Source organism: Thalassobaculum litoreum DSM 18839 (genome assembly GCF_900102465.1).
Classification (GTDB): Bacteria; Pseudomonadota; Alphaproteobacteria; order Thalassobaculales; family Thalassobaculaceae; genus Thalassobaculum; species Thalassobaculum litoreum.
In genome coordinates, this window is record NZ_FNBW01000006.1 from 199,903 (window position 1) to 216,728 (window position 16,826).

The 16,826-nt window shown below is 67.9% G+C and carries 17 protein-coding genes; 4 read left to right on the plus strand and 13 right to left on the minus strand.

What is annotated here, in order from left to right; all coding sequences use genetic code 11:
* Positions 1 to 93 precede the first annotated feature (93 nt).
* Positions 94 to 1,008: an NAD(P)-dependent oxidoreductase gene (locus BLS34_RS11375; RefSeq protein ID WP_028796274.1), complete on the minus strand. Its 915-nt coding sequence runs from the start codon at positions 1,006 to 1,008 to the stop codon at positions 94 to 96.
* A gap of 126 nt (positions 1,009 to 1,134) precedes the next feature.
* Here BLS34_RS11375 and thrC point away from each other — a divergent pair, with 126 nt between their 5' ends.
* Together thrC and BLS34_RS11385 are read left to right on the plus strand one after the other, a co-directional pair.
* A complete protein-coding gene (gene thrC, locus BLS34_RS11380) occupies positions 1,135 to 2,550 on the plus strand; it encodes a threonine synthase (protein ID WP_093150342.1) in 1,416 nt (471 codons plus the stop codon).
* Positions 2,547 to 3,821, plus strand: coding sequence for an insulinase family protein (locus BLS34_RS11385; protein WP_028796276.1), 1,275 nt, complete (start codon positions 2,547 to 2,549; stop codon positions 3,819 to 3,821). The genes thrC and BLS34_RS11385 overlap by 4 nt, the downstream gene beginning before the upstream one ends.
* Positions 3,822 to 3,967: 146 nt before the next feature.
* Here the strand turns inward: BLS34_RS11385 and BLS34_RS11390 are convergent, their stop codons facing one another.
* The 5 genes from BLS34_RS11390 to leuC all read right to left on the minus strand — a co-directional run bounded on the left by BLS34_RS11390 (position 3,968) and on the right by leuC (position 9,263).
* Positions 3,968 to 4,555, minus strand: a complete 588-nt coding sequence (locus BLS34_RS11390) for a GNAT family N-acetyltransferase (protein WP_093150344.1) — start codon at positions 4,553 to 4,555, stop codon at positions 3,968 to 3,970.
* Between the two features lie 18 nt (positions 4,556 to 4,573).
* On the minus strand, positions 4,574 to 5,599 hold the full coding sequence (locus tag BLS34_RS11395) for an aspartate-semialdehyde dehydrogenase (RefSeq protein ID WP_093150346.1): 1,026 nt from the start codon (positions 5,597 to 5,599) through the stop codon (positions 4,574 to 4,576).
* Positions 5,600 to 5,945: 346 nt separating this feature from the next.
* Positions 5,946 to 7,058 carry a 3-isopropylmalate dehydrogenase gene (gene leuB, locus BLS34_RS11400; protein WP_093150348.1) on the minus strand — a complete coding sequence of 371 codons (1,113 nt, stop codon included), beginning with the start codon at positions 7,056 to 7,058 and terminating at the stop codon, positions 5,946 to 5,948.
* Positions 7,059 to 7,227: 169 nt separating this feature from the next.
* Positions 7,228 to 7,833 (minus strand): 3-isopropylmalate dehydratase small subunit, encoded by a 606-nt coding sequence (gene leuD, locus BLS34_RS11405; RefSeq protein ID WP_028796280.1) that lies wholly within the window; start codon positions 7,831 to 7,833, stop codon positions 7,228 to 7,230.
* A 20-nt stretch (positions 7,834 to 7,853) separates the two neighbouring features.
* A complete protein-coding gene (leuC, locus tag BLS34_RS11410; RefSeq protein ID WP_028796281.1) occupies positions 7,854 to 9,263 on the minus strand; it encodes a 3-isopropylmalate dehydratase large subunit in 1,410 nt (469 codons plus the stop codon).
* Between the two features lie 258 nt (positions 9,264 to 9,521).
* On the opposite strand from leuC, the gene BLS34_RS11415 reads away from it, so the two are divergent.
* Positions 9,522 to 10,265, plus strand: a complete 744-nt coding sequence (locus BLS34_RS11415; protein ID WP_028796282.1) for a sulfite exporter TauE/SafE family protein — start codon at positions 9,522 to 9,524, stop codon at positions 10,263 to 10,265.
* Positions 10,266 to 10,504: 239 nt separating this feature from the next.
* Here the strand turns inward: BLS34_RS11415 and rplS are convergent, their stop codons facing one another.
* From rplS to BLS34_RS11445, 6 genes are all read right to left on the minus strand, one after another.
* A complete protein-coding gene (rplS, locus tag BLS34_RS11420; RefSeq protein ID WP_028796283.1) occupies positions 10,505 to 10,984 on the minus strand; it encodes a 50S ribosomal protein L19 in 480 nt (159 codons plus the stop codon).
* A gap of 72 nt (positions 10,985 to 11,056) precedes the next feature.
* A complete protein-coding gene (gene trmD / locus BLS34_RS11425) occupies positions 11,057 to 11,809 on the minus strand; it encodes a tRNA (guanosine(37)-N1)-methyltransferase TrmD (RefSeq protein WP_281169200.1) in 753 nt (250 codons plus the stop codon).
* Between the two features lie 33 nt (positions 11,810 to 11,842).
* The gene (gene rimM / locus BLS34_RS11430; protein ID WP_028796285.1) at positions 11,843 to 12,406 is read right to left on the minus strand and encodes a ribosome maturation factor RimM; all 564 of its coding nucleotides are present in this window, start codon (positions 12,404 to 12,406) and stop codon (positions 11,843 to 11,845) included.
* 29 nt (positions 12,407 to 12,435) lie between these two features.
* On the minus strand, positions 12,436 to 12,873 hold the full coding sequence (gene rpsP, locus BLS34_RS11435) for a 30S ribosomal protein S16 (RefSeq protein WP_028796286.1): 438 nt from the start codon (positions 12,871 to 12,873) through the stop codon (positions 12,436 to 12,438).
* A gap of 61 nt (positions 12,874 to 12,934) precedes the next feature.
* Positions 12,935 to 14,431: a signal recognition particle protein gene (ffh, locus tag BLS34_RS11440; protein ID WP_093150351.1), complete on the minus strand. Its 1,497-nt coding sequence runs from the start codon at positions 14,429 to 14,431 to the stop codon at positions 12,935 to 12,937.
* 196 nt (positions 14,432 to 14,627) lie between these two features.
* Positions 14,628 to 14,972 carry a TM2 domain-containing protein gene (locus BLS34_RS11445; protein ID WP_215906093.1) on the minus strand — a complete coding sequence of 115 codons (345 nt, stop codon included), beginning with the start codon at positions 14,970 to 14,972 and terminating at the stop codon, positions 14,628 to 14,630.
* Between the two features lie 232 nt (positions 14,973 to 15,204).
* Between BLS34_RS11445 and BLS34_RS11450 the strand changes: the two genes are divergently transcribed.
* The gene (locus BLS34_RS11450; protein WP_028796289.1) at positions 15,205 to 15,504 is read left to right on the plus strand and encodes a hypothetical protein; all 300 of its coding nucleotides are present in this window, start codon (positions 15,205 to 15,207) and stop codon (positions 15,502 to 15,504) included.
* Between the two features lie 46 nt (positions 15,505 to 15,550).
* Here the strand turns inward: BLS34_RS11450 and BLS34_RS11455 are convergent, their stop codons facing one another.
* Complete coding sequence (locus tag BLS34_RS11455) at positions 15,551 to 16,810, minus strand: flavin-dependent oxidoreductase (protein ID WP_093150353.1); 1,260 nt, start codon at positions 16,808 to 16,810, stop codon at positions 15,551 to 15,553.
* Positions 16,811 to 16,826: the final 16 nt, after the last annotated feature.

Genomic DNA, 16,826 nt, shown 5'->3' on the forward strand with positions numbered 1-16,826 from the left:
GCCGCCCAGCAGGGGTGTGCCGAAGGGGCCTTCTCCACCCCTATCGGTTTTTCCGGCCTTGCGCCGGGAGACGGGGCGGGCACCGGCAGGGAGTCACCCCTCGCCCTGCGGCAGTCCGGCCTCCAGCGCGCCGGCGATGATCTCCGACACCTCGTCGGCGGTGAAGCCGATGGTGCGGTTCTCCGGCGTCTCCTTGCCGAGCTGGGTTCCAGCCACCAGGCGGTAGGTCTCCGCCGCCCCCATGAAGATCTGCGGGTCGAGGCCGACATCGTTGAAGGTGCGGGCGATCTCCTCCATCTCGCCGACCCAGCGATAGGCCTTCGGCGCCATGTCCGGCAGGGAGCGGTCGAAGCGCTCGCGCAGCATCCGCAGGCTGGCCACCATCTCCGCGTCCAGCTCCTTGCCCACCCCATAGGCCTTGGCCGAAGCCAGCGACTGAATCGCCAGCGCCGTCAGTCCCTTGGTCACCGCCGCATAGCTCATCTTCAGGGCCGAGGCCGCGCCCACGCCGCCCGGTACCGCGCGCATGTCGAGCCCGAAATTGCGCAGCTCCAGTACCCGCGTCACGTCGTCCTCGTGGCCGGAGACGTAGAGCCGCGGGCCCATGCCGCTGGCGCTCTTCGGCGGGCCGCCGATGATGCCGCCGTCGACGAAGGGCACGCCGATGCCCTCAATCACCTCGCCCACCTCCACCGCCGAAGCCGGCGCGATGGCGTTCAGGTCCACATAGATCGGCTTCGAGCGGGCCAGCGCCAGGGACGAGGCCAGCCGCTGGGCCAGCTCCAGCGCCAGGGAGGGCGGCAGAATGGAGAACAGCACGTCGGCGCCGTCCACCGCCGCCACGTCGTCTTCCGTGTCGGTGATCCCGGCCGCCCTGGCCAGATCCCGGGTGCGGTCCGACCGGTCGGCGAGATTGGTCGTCACCGTCAGGCCCTTGGCGACCAGGACGCGGGCAAGGGCATGACCCATGTCGCCCGGCGCGAAGATGGCAACTCTCTCGATTGTCATGCCGATCCGTTCCTAACCATCGGTGGAGGCCAAAATGGTGCTGCGAGGCGCCGCATGATCGCAAGGTTGCACACAGCCGGCACCAAGCATAGGTTACCGCGTCAACGCTCGGGGATATACAGGTCCGTGCAATACGTTAGCACCCGCGGGCAGGCGCCCGCTCTCGCCTTCGACGATGTTCTGCTCACCGGACTGGCGCGTGATGGCGGTTTGTACGTCCCGGCGGTCTGGCCGCTGTTCTCGAAGGACGACATCCGAAGCCTGCGCGGCCTCTCCTATGCGGAGGTGGCGACGCGGGTCATGGCGCCGTTTGTCGGCGGCACCATTCCCGAGAACACCCTGCGCAAGATCGCCGAGGACGCCTATGGCGGTTTCGGCCACACCGCCGTCGCTCCGCTGAAGCAGCTCGACGGCAGTCTGTGGATGATGGAGCTGTTCCACGGCCCGACGCTGGCGTTCAAGGACTACGCCATGCAGATCCTGGGGCGGCTGTTCGACCATGTGCTGGCCCAGCGCGGCGACCGGGTGACGATCGTCGGCGCCACCTCCGGCGATACCGGATCGGCCGCCATCGAGGCCTGCCGCGACCGCGACAATATCGACTGCTTCATCCTGTTCCCGCACGGACGGGTGTCGCCGGTGCAGCGCCGGCAGATGACCACGGTCGACGCGCCCAACGTCCACGCCATCGCGGTGGAAGGCACGTTCGACGACTGTCAGGACTTGGTGAAGGCGGCGTTCGGCGATACCGAGTTCCGCGACGAGATGACCCTGTCGGCGGTCAACTCGATCAACTGGGCGCGGATCATGCCGCAGATCGCCTATTACTTCTGGGCCGCGGTGGCGCTCGGCGCGCCGGAGCGCACGGTGTCCTTCTCCGTCCCCAGCGGCAATTTCGGCAACGTCTATTCCGCCTATGCGGCCCGCAACATGGGCCTGCCGATCGAGACCCTGGTGGTCGGCACCAACTCCAACGACATCCTGTACCGCTACCTGGAGAGCGGCACGATGGAGATCACCGGCGTGGCACCGACCCTGTCGCCGTCCATGGACATCCAGGTCTCGAGCAATTTCGAGCGGTTGCTGTTCGACCTGCTCGACCGGGACGGCGATGCGGTCCTGCGCACCATGAACGGCTTCCGCCAGTCCGGCTCCTACACGGTCGAACCCGAGCGCCATGCCCGGGCCACCGCCCTGTTCCGCGGCGCGCGGGCGGATGACGACGAGATCGTCGCCACCATCCGCGCCATTGCCGAGCAGACCGGCGAGGTGATCGACCCGCATACCGCCGTCGGCATCGCCGCCGCGCGCCGGACCCAGGCCGGTCGCGACGGCTCGATCCCGATGGTGTCGCTGGCCTGCGCCCACCCGGCCAAGTTCGCCGAGGCGGTGGAGCGGGCCGTGGGGACCGCGGCGCCGCTGCCGGAGCGGATGGCCGACCTGATGGACCGGCCGGAGCGCCAGACCGTGATGCCGAACGATCTCTCGTCCCTGAAGGCCCTGGTACGCGACCGCGCGGCGCGGCGGGGAGCGGCAGCTTGACCGCACCTGCCTTTCCCGGGATGCGCCTGACCACCCTGGACAACGGGCTGACCGTCGCCACCGATGCCATGCCGTCCGTGGAATCCGCCTCCGTCGGCCTGTGGGTCGGGGTCGGCACCCGCCACGAGAAGCCGTCCGAGAACGGGCTCGCCCATCTGATCGAGCACATGGTGTTCAAGGGCACCGCCAAGCGCGACGCCGCCGCCATCGCCCGCGAGATCGAGGATGTGGGCGGGCTCATGAACGCCTATACCTCGCGCGAGCAGACCGCCTATTACGCCAAGGTGCTGGCCGACGACGTGCCGGTGGCGATCGACCTGATCTCCGACATCGTGCAGAACTCGGTCTTCGATCCGTCCGAGCTCGAGCGCGAGCGGTCGGTGATCGTGCAGGAGATCGCCCAGGTCAACGACACGCCGGACGACGTGATCTTCGACCATTTCCAGACCGCCGCCTTCCCCGACCAGGGGCTGGGCCGGCCGGTGCTGGGGACGTCGGAGGTGGTGCGGTCGGTGCCGCGCCAGTCGCTGGTCGACTATGTGGCGCAGAGCTACGGCGGGGATGCCTGCATCCTGTCGGTCGCCGGAAAGGTGGACCATGACCGGGTGGTCGAGATGGCGGCCGAGCGCTTCGCCGCGATGCCGGCCAAGACCACCAGGACCACCGAGGCCGGGCGTTACAGCGGCGGCGAGATCCGGGTCGAGCGGGAGCTGGAGCAGTTGCACGTGATCCTCGGCTTCCGGGGCACCTCGTTCGACGACCCGGATTTCTACACCCTGCAGGTCCTGTCGATGATCTACGGCGGCGGCATGTCGTCCCGCCTGTTCCAGGAAGTGCGCGAGAAGCGGGGTCTGGCCTATTCGATCTACTCCTTCACCTCGGCCTATCTGGATGACGGGCTGCTCGGCGTCTATGCCGGCACCGGGGCCGACGAGGTGGGCGAGGTGATGCCGGTGATCTGCGATCAGCTCCGGGCGATCCCGGACGAGCTGGACGAGAGCGAGCTGGCCCGGGCCAAGATCCAACTCAAGTCCTCCCTGCTGATGAGCCGGGAGAGCACCAGCGCGCGCTGCGAGCAGCTCGCCAACCACTTTCTGGTGCACGGCCGCCTGCCCGATCTGGCGGACATCATCGAGAACGTGGAGAAGGTCGATCAGGCGGCCATCCGCGCGGTGGTGGAGCGCCTGCTGAGCGCCCCGCCGACCCTGACCGCCGTGGGCCCGACGCGGACCCTGGAGAGCTACGACGCCATCCGCGCGCGGTTGAGCTGATCTTACCCCGTTAGACACTTCCCGGCCTTGTGCCAGGACCCACGGGTCAGGCGGCACGAACGCCGCAACCAGGGTGCTGAGCCTCCGGGCGCGATCCGACGTGGACCCCGGAACAGGTCCGGGGAGTGAGTGTGCTTGGAGAGAAGCTACAGGTCCCGCAGCAGGAGCCGCACGCCACCCTCATGGGGCAGGCGAGGGAGCGGGGGGATGTCGACCGCGTCCACCTCGCGGAACCCGCATTTGCGATACAAACCCAGCGCCGGCGCGTTGTCGGCGAAGACCCGCAGCGTCAGCTCCGAGAAGCCCGCCGCTCGGGCCTTGTCGGCCACCGTCTCGATCAGGGCGCGGCCGACGCCGTGGCCGCTGCCACCGGCGCCGACGGCGAGCATGTTGATGAACCACGAGCCCGGCCGCCCCATCGCCTGGATCGGCGCCACGTGGGCAGCGCGGTCCTCGGGGACGCTGGTCTCCAGGCCGGAGGGCGGCTGGTCGTCATAGGGTTGACTGGTGATCGCGCCGACCGGCTCGCCGTCCAGCTCGGCGATCAGGGCGCGGCTCCAGGACAGCGCGGTGTCGGCCGCAAGCACCGCGTGCAGCATGAGCTGTGCAGCGCCGGGCTCACCCGGTCGGTCGTCATAGATGAATTCGTAGACCCCGCCGCCGGCGAGAATGTCGAGCGCGGCGAGGACCGGCGCGTCGGTGGGACGCGCCGGTCGGATGGTCAGATCAGGCACAACCCGAAGCGCGCCGGCTCACGCCGCCTTCTTCAGGTGCTTGGCGACCAGTTCCTCGGCGATCTGCACCGCGTTCAGGGCGGCACCCTTGCGCAGGTTGTCGCTGACGCACCAGAACACCAGCCCGTTCTTTACGGTCGGATCGACCCGGATGCGGCTGACATAGACCGCGTCCTCACCGGCGCTCTCCACCGGGGTGACGTAGCCCTCGTCGGCCCGGTGGTCGAGCACGATCAGGCCGGGGAAGCCGTGCATCGCCTTGCGGGCGGTCTCGGCGTCGATCGGCTTCTTGGTCTCGATGAACACCGCCTCGGAATGGCCGATGAACACCGGCACGCGGACGCACTGGGCGACCACGTCGATGTCCGGGTCGAGGATCTTCTTGGTCTCGACCGTCATCTTCCACTCTTCCTTGGTGAACCCGTCATCCATGAACTTGTCGATGTGCGGGATCACGTTGAAGGCGATCTGCTTGGTGAAGGTCTCGCGCTCGATCGGGTCGTTCACATAGACCGCGCGGGTCTGGTTGAACAGCTCGTCCATGCCTTCCTTGCCGGCGCCGGAGACCGACTGGTAGGTCGAGACCACGGCGCGCTTGATGCCGAAGGCGTCGTGCAGCGGCTTCATCGCCACCACCAGCTGGGCGGTGGAGCAGTTCGGATTGGCGATGATGTTCTTCTTGCCGTAGCGGGCCAGCGCGCCCGGATTGACCTCCGGCACCACCAGCGGCACGTCCGGATCCATGCGGAAGGCGGAGCTGTTGTCGATGACGACGCAGCCGGCCTGGCCGGCCTTCGGGGCGTATTCCAGCGACACGTCGCCGCCGGCGGAGAACAGGGCGATATCGGCCTTGGAGAAATCGAAGGTCGCCAGGTCCTGAACGGTCAGGGTGCCCTTCTCGCCGAAGGAAACCTCGTTTCCGGCCGAGCGGCCTGAGGCCAGCGCGATGATCTCGTCGGCCGGGAAGTTGCGCTCGGCCAGCGTGGTCAGCATCTCGCGTCCCACCGCACCCGTGGCACCGACGACGGCAACTCTATAGCCCATTTCTTTCTCCTCTCGCGAAACACGCGACGTTCGGCCGGGGTTTACGCCCCCCGGTCCTGCATCGCAAGCACGCAAACGGAAGGGCGGAAGCCGCTAGCCGGTGGTCTTGGTGGTGGTTTTCGGGGTGACGAACGCGCAGACGCCGGCGCCGGCCGCTTTCGGAGCGGAGCGCAGGAGAAGGTCAGCCAGGGTAGCCATCGCATTCATAGCCCGACGTATAGGCGATTTCGCCGGTGTGGGGAAGGGGGCTTGTGGTGGGGGGTGGTTACCCACCCCTCCCAACACCACCGTCATCCTGGCTTGCGTCAGGACGACGGGGAAGGATGGGAGGATAGGGACCGCCGGATCAGACCAGCTTGTCCAGCTCCTTGAGGATGCTGTCGGTCATGGTCGCGGTGGAGACCTTGGCCTTGCCCGTGGCCATGATGTCGGCGGTGCGCATGCCGCCGGCCAGCACGTTGTCGATCGCCTTCTCCAGCAGATCGGCGTCCTCGCCCATGTCGAAGCTGTAGCGCAGCAGCATGGCGAAGCTCAGCATCTCGGCGATCGGGTTGGCCATGCCCTTGCCGGCGATGTCCGGGGCGGAGCCGTGGACCGGCTCGTACAGGGCGTGGCGCTTGCCGGTGGTCGGATCCTCCGCCCCCAGCGAGGCCGACGGCAGCATGCCGAGCGAGCCGGTCAGCATCGCGGCACAGTCGGACAGGATGTCGCCGAACAGGTTGTCGGTGACGATCACGTCGAACTGCTTCGGCGTGCGGACGAGCTGCATGGCGCAGTTGTCGGCGAACATGTTCTCGTATTCCAGGCCCTCGCCCTCGGAGGCGTGCAGGGCGGTCATGACCTGGCGCCAGAGAACGCCGGACATCATGACATTGGCCTTCTCCACCGAGGTCACCTTGCCGCGGCGCTTGCGGGCGAGGTCGAAGGCGACCCGGCCGATGCGCTCGATCTCCGGCGTGGTGTAGGCCTGGGTGTCGAAACCGCGCTTGCTGCCGTCGGGCAGATCTTCGATGCCGCGCGGCTCGCAGAAATACACGCCGCCGGTCAGCTCGCGCAGGATCATGATGTCGAGACCTGACACCAGCTCCGGCTTCAGCGAGGAGTTCTCGACCATGGACGGGAAGACCATCGCCGGACGCAGGTTGGCGAACAGGTCCATTTCCTTGCGCAGGCGCAGCAGGCCGCGCTCCGGCTTCAGCTCGAACGGCAGGTCGTCGTATTTCGGACCGCCGACCGCGCCGAACAGGACGGCGTCGGCATGGGTGGCGTCGGTCATGGTCTCGTCGGTCAGCGCCGTGCCGTGGGCGTCGTAGGCCGCACCGCCGACCAGGCCTTCCTCGATGTCGAAGGACACACTGCGCTTCTTCGCCATCCAGTCGACGATCCGCAGGGTCTCGCCCACGACCTCGGGGCCGATGCCGTCACCCGGCAGCACCAGCAGTTTCTTGTTCGACGCCATAACCCGCTTCCCTCCAGAAAACCCTCTTCACCCCGCGCAAGTCCTTAAACAAAGGGGCGAGGCGAAGCAAACCGGTTGTTTTTCTCGGCCGGCGGGAGGGTGTCCCGCCGGCGCCGTTGTCTATGCGCAGCCCGTTCCGCCCGGGATCAGGCCCAGAATCGGGCCAGAATCAGGCCCAGGGCGTGGCCGCCTTGCGCTGCTCCTCGAAGCTGTCGATCTTCGAGGCCTGCTGCAGGGTCTGGCCGATATCGTCGAGACCGTTGATCAGGCAGTGCTTGCGGTGGGGGTCGATCTCGAACGACACGCTCTCGCCGTTCGGACGGCCGATCGTCTGGTTCTCGAGGTCGATCTCCAGCACCGCGTTGGAGCCCTTGCCGGCATCGTCCATCAGCTCGCGCAGCTGCTCGTGGGTCACCTGGATGGGCAGGATCCCGTTCTTGAAGCAGTTGTTGTAGAAAATGTCGGCGAAGCTGGTGGAGATCACGCACTTGATGCCGAAATCGAGCAGCGCCCAGGGGGCGTGCTCGCGGCTCGACCCGCAGCCGAAATTGTCCTCGGCGACGATGACCTGGGCGTTGCGGTACTGCGGCTTGTTCAGCACGAAGTCCGGCTTCTCGCTGCCGTCCTCGTTGTAGCGCATCTCGGCGAAGGCGTGCTTGCCCAGGCCGGTCCGCTTGATGGTCTTCAGGTACTGCTTGGGAATGATCATGTCGGTGTCGATATTGATCATGTCCATCGGAGCGGCGGTGCCGCGCAGCTGGGTGAACTTTTCCATTTTTCTTCCTCCCCTTGCGCTCAGTTGGCCAGCGCGCGCACGTCGGACAGGTGGCCCGTGACGGCGGCGGCGGCGGCCATGGAGGGGCTCACCAGATGGGTGCGCCCGCCCGGGCCCTGCCGGCCCTGGAAGTTGCGGTTGGAGGTGGACGCGCAGCGCTCGCCCGGCTCCAGCTTGTCGGCGTTCATCGCCAGGCACATGGAGCAGCCCGGCTCGCGCCAGTCGAAGCCGGCCTCCTTCAGGATGACGTCGAGGCCTTCCTGCTCGGCCTGCTCCTTCACCAGGCCGGAGCCCGGAACGACCATGGCGTAGACGCTGTCCGCGACCTTGCGGCCCTTGGCGATCGCCGCGGCTGCGCGGATGTCTTCGATGCGGCCGTTGGTGCAGGAGCCGATGAAGACCTTGTCGATCTTCACCTCGGTCATCGGCGTGTTCGGCGCCAGGCCCATATAGGCGAGCGAGCGCTCGATGGAGGCCTTCTTGCCGGGATCGGACTCGGCGGCCGGATCAGGCGTGTGGCCGGTGACCGGGACCACGTCCTGCGGGCTGGTGCCCCAGGTGACCTGCGGAATGATGTCCTCGGCCTTCAGCACCACTTCCTTGTCGTACCGCGCCCCCTCGTCGGACGGCAGGGTCTTCCAGTATTCCACCGCCAGTTCCCATTCGCCGCCCTTCGGCGCCATGGGGCGGCCCTTCAGATACGCGAAGGTGGTCTCGTCCGGCGCGATCATGCCGGCGCGGGCTCCGCCCTCGATGGTCATGTTGCAGACCGTCATGCGGGATTCCATCGACATCTCGCGGATCGCCTCGCCGGCGAACTCCACCACATGGCCGGTACCGCCGGCGGTGCCGATCTTGCCGATGATGGCCAGGATCACGTCCTTGGAGGTCACGCCCTCCGGCACCTTGCCCTCGACGGTGATGCGCATGTTCTTGGCCGGCGCCTGCGGCAGGGTCTGGGTGGCGAGCACATGCTCGACCTCCGACGTGCCGATGCCGAAGGCCAGCGACCCGAAGGCGCCGTGGGTGGCGGTGTGGCTGTCGCCGCACACGATGGTCATGCCCGGCAGGGTGAAGCCCTGCTCCGGGCCGATGATGTGGACGATGCCCTGGCGGACATCCAACACGGGGAAATACGGGACGCCGAAATCCTTGACGTTCTTCTCCAGGGTCTCGACCTGGATGCGGCTTTCCTCGTCCGCGATCCCCTTGGAGCGGTCGGAGGTCGGCACGTTGTGGTCGGCGACCGCGAGGGTCAGGTCGGGCCGGCGCACCTTGCGGCCGGCGAGCTTCAGGCCCTCGAAGGCCTGCGGGCTGGTGACCTCATGGACCAGGTGGCGGTCGATATAGATGAGACAGCTTCCGTCCTCCTGGACGTCCACCAGATGGCTTTGCCAGATCTTGTCGAACAGCGTGCGGGGCGTCGCCATGGCTGCCGGTTCCTCCTAAAGCATGGGGGCCGCCCGGGTCCGGAGCATCGGGGGCTCCGGCGGTGGCCGGTCTCTCTCTTGCGTCGTCTCGCGTTCCGTTGGCCGGAACGGCTTGTTTCGAGCGCCGGACTGTACAAGGACGCGGGTTGCAGGCAAACCGTGAAACGCGCAAGAACGCTTTGCACGGGGGCGGTTTCGCGTCTGATTCGTTCTTCACCTGCCTTCGCATCCTTCCCGACGACCATTCGAGCCGCCCACATGACGGAAATGCTGTCCGATCTCGATCCGCCGCTGCTGGTCCTCACCATCTGCGCCGCCTTCCTGGCCGGCGCGGTCCGCGGCTTCGCCGGGTTCGGGTCGGCCCTGGTGCTGGCGCCCGTGCTGGCCCTGGTCTACGGGCCGACGGTGGCGGTGCCGGTCATGTCGGTACTGCAGGTCCCGATCCTCTACCAGGTCACCAAGATCGCCATGCGCGAGACCAACTGGAAGCGCACCGCGCCGATGGCGGCGACGGCGCTGGTGTCGATCCCGCTGGGCGCGGCTGTGCTGAAGAGCCTGGACCCGGAGATGTTGCGCATCGGCATCTCGGTGATCGTGCTGACCCTGGCGGCGGTGATGGCGGTGGGCGGCCTGCCCCGGGTCGCCCGCACCCGCACCCGCGACATCGTGGCGGCGTCGACCGCGGGGGCGATGGGCGGGGCGACCGGCATCGGCGGGCCGCCGCTGGTGCTGTATTTCCTGGCGACGGCCGAGCCGGCGCGCCAGGTGCGCGGCGACCTCTCGGGCTATTTCCTGGTCACCGGCATCGTCGGCCTGGCGACCTATTTCCTCTACGGCCTGATCACGCTGAAGGCGCTGACGATCGGCGGCATCCTGGCGGTGCCGCATTTCGCCGGCATGTCCTTCGGCGGCTTCCTGTTCCCGCGGGCGAGCGAGAAGACCTTCCGCTGGATCGCGCTGACGATCCTCGCCTGTGTCGGGGTGGGGACGCTGCTGAAGTAGGGGCATCTCCCTCGTTCCCCACGCCCTCGCGCACTCCCCGGATTCATTCCGGGGCCTACGCCCAGGTGCGCTTGGACGTTCCTTTGCTCACTCGAGCGCCCGTTCGGGCTGACCCGTGGGCCCCGGAATGAATCCGGGGAGTGTGAGAAGAGGAAAACGGAGAGCCTCCAAACGAAAAACGCCGCGACCCTCGTGGGATCGCGGCGCTTTCGTATGGGTAACCCGAGTGAACGGGAGGCTTACGCCTCGGCGTTGCTCTCGGCGGCCTTCGCCTCGCGGGCGGCGGCCTGAGCGGCCTTGTTGGCGGCCTTCGCCTCGGCGGCGGTGGCGCGCTCGGCGGCGGCCAGCTTGCCGGCGTAGCCGGTGGTCTTCTCGGCGATACGGGCCGACTTACCGGTGCGGCCACGCAGGTAGTACAGCTTCGCGCGACGGACCTTGCCGCGGCGCATCACCTCGATGCCGGCGATCCGCGGGGAATACAGCGGGAACACACGCTCCACACCCTCGCCGTAGGAGATCTTGCGGACGGTGAAGGAGGAGTTCAGGCCGTCGTTGCTGCGGCCGATGCAGACGCCCTCGAAGGCCTGGATACGCTCACGCGTGCCTTCGACCACCTTCACGTCGACGCGCACGGTGTCGCCCGGGGCGAACTCGGGGATGGTGCGGTCCGCGCTCAGCTTCTCGACCTGCTCTTTGTTGAGCTGCTCGATGATGTTCATGGCTTCGTCTCCGTCTCGAGGCCGGCTCGAACTCGGTCCGGCGGTTGGTCCCGTTGTCATCGGCCGCCTGGTCTATCGACCTTCGGCCTGGTCCTTGTTCCTGCAGTAGCGCGCCCAGAGGTCCGGTCGCCGCTCCCGCGTGATGGTCTCCGCTTCCCGGCGCCGCCATGCCTTCACGTTGGCATGGTGCCCGCTGGTCAGCACCTCGGGGACGGTCCTGCCGTTCCAGTCCCGAGGCTGGGTGTAGAGGGGATACTCCAGCAGCCCCTCTTCGAAACTCTCCTCGGCCAACCCGTCGGCCGCGCCCATGACGCCGGGCAGCAGACGGATCACCGCATCCATCATCGCCAGTGCCGCCGGCTCGCCGCCGGACAACACGAAATCCCCGAGGCTGACCTCCTCAAGGTCGCGGGCGGCGATCACCCGCTCGTCCAGTCCCTCGTAGCGCCCGCAGACGATCACCGCTCCCGGTTCCGCCGCCAACGCCTTCGCCCGCGCCTGGTCAAAGCGCCGTCCACGCGGGCTGAGGTAGAGCCGCGGACCCGGTCTGTCCTCCACCGCCGCCAATGCCGCATCTACGACATCCGGGCGCATAACCATACCGGTACCCCCGCCGAACGGGGTATCGTCCACGGAGCGGTGCTTATCTCGCGCGAAGTCCCGGATGTCCAGCGTTTTCAGACTCCATACGCCGGAATTCAGGGCCTTTCCCGCGAGCGACAGGCCGAGCGGTCCCGGAAACATCTCCGGGAACAGCGTCAGTACCGTGGCCTGCCACCCGCCGGTCGCGCCGTCGGATGAAAGGGCCTCGGACTGCCGCTCCACCTGCGGCCCGCTCCGCTCGTCCACACCGCACTCCTATTCTTCTTCCGCCGGGTTTTCCGGCGCGTCCTTTTCCGGCGCGTCCTTTTCTGGCGCGTCGTCCAGAGCGCCTTCCGGCGGATCGACCACCATCCGGCGCGCCTCCAGATCGACCGTGGGGACGATCTGCTCGGTGAAGGGCAGCATCCGCGCCTTGCCGTCCTCGCCGCGGAACTCCAGGAGGTCGCCCGCGCCGAAATCGTAGAGCGCGGAGACCCGACCCAGAGGGGTGCCGTCGGTGGCGACAACGTCCATGCCGATCAGGTCGGCATGATAGAAGCTGCCGTCTTCCGGCTCGGGCAGCGCGTCGCGCGCCACATACAGCCGCTCGCCCTTCAGGGCTTCGGCGGCGTTGCGGTCGCCGACCCCGTCCAGGGCGACGATCACCTGACCCTTGGCCTCCCCGGTAACCCGCAGGGTGAACCGCCGCTGCCCGGTCTCGTCCTCGACGGGTCCGTAGGCGGCGATGTCCGCCGGCACCTCGGTGAAGGGCTTCACCTTCACCAGGCCCCGGACCCCGTGCGGGCCGGTGATGGCCCCGAGACAGACGCGTGCGCTCATGGCGGCGGTCTCTGCGAGCATGGCAGGCCTCAGGCCTCGGCCTTCTCTTCCTCGGCCGGAGCTTCTTCAGCCGGGGCCTCTTCGGCGGCCGGCTCAGCGGCGGCGGCGGCAGCAGCCTCGGCGGCTTCGGCGGCCTTCGCGGCTTCCTCAGCCTCGCGCTCGGCGCGCTTCTTGCCCGGCGCGGCCTTCTTGGTCTGTTCGGCCCAGACGAACGGATCCATCACGCCGGCCTTGCCCAGCAGCTTGTGGACGCGGTCGGTGGCCAGCGCGCCGACGGAGAGCCAATGCTTGATCCGGTCTTCCTTGACGATCAGGCGGTGCTCATGGTCCTGCGGCAGCATCGGGTTGTAGGTGCCGAGCTTCTCGACGAAGCGGCCGTCGCGCGGCGAGGTCGCCTCGGCGACGACGATCCGGTAGAACGGGCGCTTCTTGGCGCCGCCGCGGGACAGGCGGATACGAAGTGACATTGTCGTTCCTTTCTCAGTACATTCTTTAGTTTGTTCAATGCGTTAATCGTGATCCGGCAGGCTATTTGCGCTTGCCGGGAAATCCTGGGGGCAGGCCGGGGAGCCGCGGGCCGCCGAGACCGGGCATGCCGCCCATCCCACCGCCGGGGGAGCCACCCATGCCGCCGCCCATGCCGCCGGACGGCAGTTTCGGCATCTCGCCCGGGGCCGGCATGCCACCGCCGCCGCCCATCAGGCCCTTCATCATGCCCTTGCCGCCCATCTTGCCGACCTTCTTCATCATCTTCGCCATTTCCATATGGCTCTTCAGAAGGCGGTTGATGTCCTGCACCTCGGTGCCCGATCCGGCGGCGACACGGCGCTTGCGCGAGGCGTTCATCACCCGCGGATTGACCCGCTCGGCCTTGGTCATCGAGGAGATGATGGCTTCCTGCCGCTTGAGCTGGCCGTCGTCGATATTGGCGCCGGCGAGCTGTTTCTGCAGCTTGCCCACCCCCGGCAGCATGCCGAGCACGCCGCCCAGCCCGCCGAGATTGCGGAGCTGCTTGAGCTGGGACGCCATGTCGTCGAGCGTGAAGGTGCCCTTCATCATCCGCTCGGCCATCTTCTCGGCCTCGTCGGCCTCGATGGTCTGGGCGGCCTTCTCGACCAGGGAGACGACGTCGCCCATGCCGAGGATGCGCCCGGCGATCCGCTCGGGGTGGAAGTCCTCCAGGTCGCCGACCTTCTCGCCGACGCCCAGCGCCTTGATCGGCTTGCCGGTGACGCCGCGCATGGACAGTGCCGCACCGCCGCGGCTGTCGCCGTCGACGCGGGTCAGGATGATGCCGGTGATACCGACGCGCTCGTCGAAATTGGTGGCGGTGGTGACCGCATCCTGGCCGGTCAGCGCATCGGCGACCAGCAGGACCTCGTGCGGGTTGACGGCGTCGCGCACGGCGCGGGCCTCGGCCATCAGCCCCTCGTCGATCGAGGTGCGGCCGGCGGTGTCGAGCATGACCACGTCGTAGCCCTGCAGGCGGCCGGCGGTCATCGCCCGCTTGGCGATGGTCAGCGCGGTCTCGCCCTGGACGATCGGCAGGGTGTCGACGCCGACCTGTTCGCCCAGGGTGCGCAGCTGCTCGCGCGCCGCCGGGCGGGTGACGTCGAGCGACGCCATCAGCACCTTCTTGCGGTCGCGCTCGGTCAGGCGCTTGGCCAGCTTGGCGGTGGTGGTGGTCTTACCGCCGCCCTGCAGGCCGACCATCAGGATCGGCACCGGGGCCACGGCGTTCAGGTTCACCGCCTGGCTGTCGGAACCCAGCGTGGCGACCAGCTCGTCATGGACGATCTTGACGACCATCTGGCCCGGGGTGACCGACTTGATCACCTCCTGGCCGATGGCGCGCTCGCGCACCCTGTCGATGAAGGACTTCACCACCGGCAGGGCGACGTCGGCCTCGAGCAGCGCCACGCGCACTTCGCGCATGGCGGTCGACACGTCGCTTTCGCTCAGTGCGCCGCGTTTCTTCAGGCGGTCGAAGACCGACCCAAGACGCTCGCTCAATCCCTCGAACACGTCGTCACCCGTGGTGCGTTACGGTCGAAACCTAATGGTGTTGTCCCAAACGGAAACGCGCCCGTGCTCGAACCCTCGAGGACGGACGGAACCCGTTAAGGTCTCGGCGGCCGAAGCTGTGCCAAGAAGCGCACTGTGTACGGGCAACCGCCCGCGGAGTCAAGGATGCGGCGGAAGGGGGAGGCTAAAGCCGCCGTCAGCGGCTCAGCATGGCGATCAGTTCCTGATTCTTGTCCCGCGCGATGCCGGGGATGAGGAACAGGTCGAGGAACCACCAGATCGCCGGGATCAGCAGCAGGAAGCCGAACACGCCGAAGGTGATGCTGGAGAGGGCGCCGAAGATCACCCACATGCCGAGCATGACCAGCGCGCTCTTCACCGCACCCAGATAGAACCGGTGAACCGCGAAGGTGCCGAGGAAGAACCAGAGCAGATAGGCGATCAGCACGGACTTCTTGTTGGCGTCATACTGCATGATCCGCTCGGCCTCGCCGGAGGGACCGTAATAGCCGTTCGTGCGATCCGGCGACGTGTCGGTCATCGTGCGCTTCCTCTATCTCTCTTGCGTTGTCCAACTATTCATATGGGGATGCGGATCAAATCCGCAAAACAGCATGGCCGCTCCGCGTCCGGCGCATGGGTTCCCCTCTTTCAAGACCGGGCATAGCAGAGGATATTCCACGCCGCGATCTGGGGAGCCCGGCGACTGTGTCCGGCGATAACCGGGGCGCGCCGCGCCGCACGCGCGACCGGGCCGGGAGGCCCTTCCCCAAATGACGTTCCAAATCATCCGCACCGCCGTCTTTGCGGCGCTCGCGCTTGCGTTCGTCTCCACCGCCGCCTCCGCCGCCGGCAATACCAATCGCGGCCTCGCGCCGGCGACCGACGCCAAGACCTGCGGCCAGCTCATCAAAGACACCCGCGAGATGCTGAACGAGACCGAGGTCACCGAAGAGACCGACAAGGCGGTCGAGGCGATGATCAAGGAGGCCGATGCCCAGTGCAAGGCGAGCGACTTCGGCACGGCCACCGACACCGTCGTCCAGGCGCGCGCCCTGCTGACCAAGGAATAATCGTATCGGCCGTCGGCCGGTCTGACTTGCTTGCCCCAGCCCCCGGTCAGGCCGCCGCTTCCGGCACGATGGGCGGCCGCGCGTTGAGAGCGTCCTTGTCGAACCCGGCAAGGCGCTTGTAGGCCGCGGCCGTCCCCTCCCTTTCCTCCGCGCTCAGCACGTCGTCGATCCGGTCGAACCCGTCCGGCGCGCGCTCCTCCACCATCTGCATCACCTGCTCCGGCCCGTTGCCCCGATTGGCGGTGACGATCTTCGCCGTCGCCGGCAGCCGCTCCGCCTCATAGGCCCGGAGCGCCGCCGGGCTGAGACCCTGCGCCAGCAGCTCGCGGGTCAGCACGCGGGCATCCAGGATCGCCTGGCTCGCCCCGTTCGAGCCGATCGGGTACATCGGATGCGCCGCGTCGCCCAGCAGGGTCAGCCGCCCGTGGCTCCAGGCGTCCAGCGGATCGCGGTCGACCATCGGGTATTCGTAGACCGTCTCCGCCGCCCGGATCAGCCCCGGCACGTCCAGCCAGTCGAAGGCCCAGGCCTTGAACGGCGGCAGGTAGTCCTCCACCCGCCCGGCCCGGTTCCAGTCCTCGCGCCGCCAGGGCTGATCGGGGCTGAACTTGCGCTCGGCGATGAAGTTGATGAGCTGGCGGCCGTCCGGGAGATCGCGCAGCGGGTAGCACACGAATTTCTGATACTCGTGGCCGGCCATGATCATGGTCCGGCCGCCCAGGAACGGCGCGGCCACCGCCGTGCCGCGCCACAGGATGGCGCCGTTCCAGATCGGCGGACCCTCGTCCGGGTGCAGGGCGGCGCGGGCGGCGGAATGGATTCCGTCGGCGGCGATCAGGATATCGCCCGCAACCTCGGCGATCTGGGCGCCGCCGCGATCGGCGAAGCGGGCGGCGATGCGGTCGCCACGATCCTCCCAGGACGTCAGGGCATGGCCGGGGGCGATGGCGTCCGGTCCGAGCCTGTCGAGCACGGTGTGGGTCAGCAGCATCTGCAGCTCGCCGCGATGGATCGAGATCTGGGGCCAGGCATAGCCGGCGTCCCGTCCGCGCGGCTCCGACCAGATCTCCTGGCCGCGGCGCGAGTAATAGGCGAGGCGGGCCGTCGGGATGCCGAGGGCGAGCAGTTCGTCCTGCAGGCCGAGCTCGGTCAGTTCGCGGACCGCGTGGGGCAGGACGTTGATGCCCACGCCCAGCGGCGCCAGCCGCTCCACCGCCTCGAAGATCCGGCAGGGGATGCCGACCTGATGCAGGCTGAGTGCCAGGGTCAGCCCGCCGATTCCGCCGCCGGCGATCAGCACCGTCATGACCGTCCCCTCCTTT